The following is a 3,008-nucleotide window of genomic DNA, read 5'->3' as shown; positions in this document are numbered from 1 at the left end:
AAAACCAAACAGATGAATTTAAAGCAAATACACCAGGAATATATACTCAATCATCCTACAGCTGTCAAATTAGGTCAAAGTAGATCACAGCTAACTTTTCGGCAGATTGCAGGCATACGCGAGTCAGCCTTTAGTATCTCTCAGTTATTTACGATAGCAGATGGTGAAGAGATTATTAGAACAGGTTTTGCTCGCTGGCCAGATGTTATAGCAGGAGAGTTGGATCTCCTCAAGAAGAGGTTGGTGGATTAATTTGTAATGCAATTGTATCTATTGTCACTGGATGTTTTTGAATTTTTCATTCCGATTTTTCTAATAATGCCGCTGACATAGTTTAAATTACGAGCTCTGTTAATTTTTAAATATTAAATAAACAAGAACAATAGCCAAGAAAAGAAGTAAACTTATTATTACAGAACTAATTGGTTTTGCAAAATTGAGCGTGTACCCATGCATACTAGATGTCCTTTTAGGAATCAATAAACGAGTATCTGATGGGTTATAATAGAATATACCGAACTTATAATGTTTTTGATTATCCATTAGTAGTAATTTAAATGATTTATAATGATGATTATTAGGTCTTTAAAAGTAAAGATATTCTGCTTTTATTTACCAGTGTATGTTTTATATGTATTTAAATATAATAAATTACTCTTTAAATATCAAATTTTTATAATCTTTCCATAGTTTATTTTTAGATTTCTGAACTTTTTAGTTGTTGTTACTAGATCAGGTTATTAACACTCCCTATCAGCCTGATGCATTCCTCTCTGATAGCCCATAGTTCATCAAGAGAGTAGGGGATTTTGTTATCTTCAATCCATTGAGCAAGGTATTCTCGATGATACTGTACTTTGAAATCGGTTATTTGATCTGCTTGTATTTCGATTTCTTTTAGTATATCCAGCTCAAATTTAGTTTCGTTTATCCCGATTCCTGTAAAATCCATAATGTAGTTAGATATACGTAAATAGTTATGAGCTTCCGGAATGTACGGTAAATCGTGCTCCTGCAGTAAATCCTTAATAGCAGGTGTGTTATTACCATCCATTTTGAATAATCCCAGTATGAGTTTCAGCTCATGTTTTCCATTTTCATCAGCCAATCTCTTCAATAGCGCATGCTTTGTGCTGCAAGTACCATACAGGTCTTTAAACAGCACTAATTCATTTTCTTTATCTTGATTGCGACGATATGTGAGACTACTAACCCAGCTACCCGCTTTTTGAAAAGTGTTGATACCTGAGCTTAAGAATGTCTTAGAAATCAAGCCATTTGATGATAAGATTTCGAAATCAAATGGTTTAAAATACAAACGTCTTGAGAATTGATTCGTCCTGCGATCGAATAAGATAGGTTCACCAGATTTTTTATTAAGATAGTACCGAATATTTTGGATCAAATATCGTGGATGAAAATCGGGACCAAATTCATCAGACTCTCTATACTTTTTTAATATATCCAGCGCAGTTCTTGCAGAATTGAAATAACCGTCGGCTATTAATTTTTTGAAATGCTCCTGAACATCATCATATGTGCTGAGGAACAATGTGGTTGGTAATTCAATTTCTTTATCTTCTTCAGTAATTATCAGCGTTCTAATTGGTTTAATTTCATCGTTTGCAATGACAATTTCCCATTGCGTTTTCTTCCGTTCAACTTTACTGACGATGACATCTAATTTGTAATAATCTATTGGATTGCTAGGAGGGTTGTACTCTTCTAGTTTAAATACCTTCCCTAGAACAAGACTATCTTCTGGATCTATTAAAGTCTTTTTTAACGGATTTTCAGCATCACGTATTAAGAAATTATGCTTACCAATCATAAATGAACATTCAAATGCAGAATATCCTTTCTCAATTCTGATTTTATGAAAGAACATTACCTTGTCAAATGAAATTGCAGGAAAGGTCGTATGAACTGTTTTTTTTCTCTTTGTGGTCATAATTAATCGATGAACAAAGATAATAATTTCTTAAGGTCTTTTGAAAAGAGCTTCATCGTCACTCTTCCTTAATAAAGTTCCTTTTTTAACCGCAGCTTCAATGATTGCTGTAAAATCTTTTGCTTCCCAATTCTTTTCAGCTTTAGATCCACAATGATGAGCAATTTCTTTCGCAGAATGCCATTCATCAAAAAAGGAGTCTTTTTCCTCAACTAATAATAAGTAAAGAACACCAGTTTGTTTGAGTTCTGTTGGTTTAATTTTAATAACGATTTTCTCGACCATTTTTTCCTCAAAATCAACTGGAGGATAAAAGTCATTCAAAGTATATGTGTTATCACTACCTTTCAATACAGCTATTTCTGTGAACTTTCTTGCGAGCTTATTTAATTGTTCATCTGTATATCTATTTATTACAAATTGACTTTCGATTGCACCTAAGATATTTCCATCATCAGAAAGTCCAAGGTATTTATGTACTTCTCTTTGGGTTATGCCTAACTCTGTTCTAATAAATTTGACTTTATTAATTATCCATAAGGCTACTGAGCTAATTAGAATCGGTTTTCTCACAAATTCAATATGGGAAACTTAGCGTTTATATATTGAAGACAATAAAATTTGGATTGTATTAATAATCTGATTATATTTGAATTATAAATGATTTTATAATTATTTATGGCATTGAATTAAAAGAGTCTCGACAACAAACTCTGACAATAAATTACAACGAGACGGTAGATTTAATGCCCAAGTAGATATTTTATGTACCTTTGGTGCATGCTATAGCTCTTGGGCTTCTATCGTATGTCGTTTGTAAGGGGTCAGAGCCTTGTTGTGCGATGGATAGGGCCCAAAGTTATAGTTCCTTTTCATTTCGCGACTCTCAAATTATAAACTATTAATTTGTGAGTATGTATCAAAAAAAACAAACTACCAAAAACATCATCAAGCCGGCAGATTAGATCTGTTGCGCAAAGTCACTATGCTGACTATCCATTCAAAATGCAATCACGAAGCCAGTTTTTAACCTTGATGTAGACCAATAATTGCATTT

At 32.7% G+C, this 3,008-nt stretch carries 3 protein-coding genes; 1 reads left to right on the top strand and 2 read right to left on the bottom strand.

Annotation, left to right across the window (positions count from 1 at the left end; translation table 11 throughout):
• On the top strand, nucleotides 1–252 hold a 252-nt coding region (locus tag L950_RS24775), incomplete at its 5' end, for a hypothetical protein (protein ID WP_231577854.1).
• Between the two features lie 475 nt (nucleotides 253–727).
• Here L950_RS24775 and L950_RS31190 read toward each other — a convergent pair.
• Together L950_RS31190 and L950_RS24765 are read right to left on the bottom strand one after the other, a co-directional pair.
• Nucleotides 728–1,951 carry a hypothetical protein gene (locus tag L950_RS31190; RefSeq protein WP_021191300.1) on the bottom strand — a complete coding sequence of 408 codons (1,224 nt, stop codon included), beginning with the start codon at nucleotides 1,949–1,951 and terminating at the stop codon, nucleotides 728–730.
• Nucleotides 1,952–1,981: 30 nt separating this feature from the next.
• Entirely contained in the window at nucleotides 1,982–2,524 is a 543-nt protein-coding gene (locus L950_RS24765; protein ID WP_021191299.1) for a hypothetical protein, read from the bottom strand.
• Between the last annotated feature and the right edge of the window lie 484 nt (nucleotides 2,525–3,008).

The organism is Sphingobacterium sp. IITKGP-BTPF85 (genome assembly GCF_001006065.1).
GTDB classification, from domain to species: Bacteria; Bacteroidota; Bacteroidia; order Sphingobacteriales; family Sphingobacteriaceae; genus Sphingobacterium; species Sphingobacterium anhuiense.
This window is presented reverse-complemented; position numbering and strand designations above follow the sequence as displayed.

Coding starts and splice junctions, on each gene's coding strand:
- L950_RS31190 (WP_021191300.1), bottom strand. CDS start 1,951: ATGACCACAAAGAGAAAAAAAACAGTTCATACGACCTTTCCTGCAATT.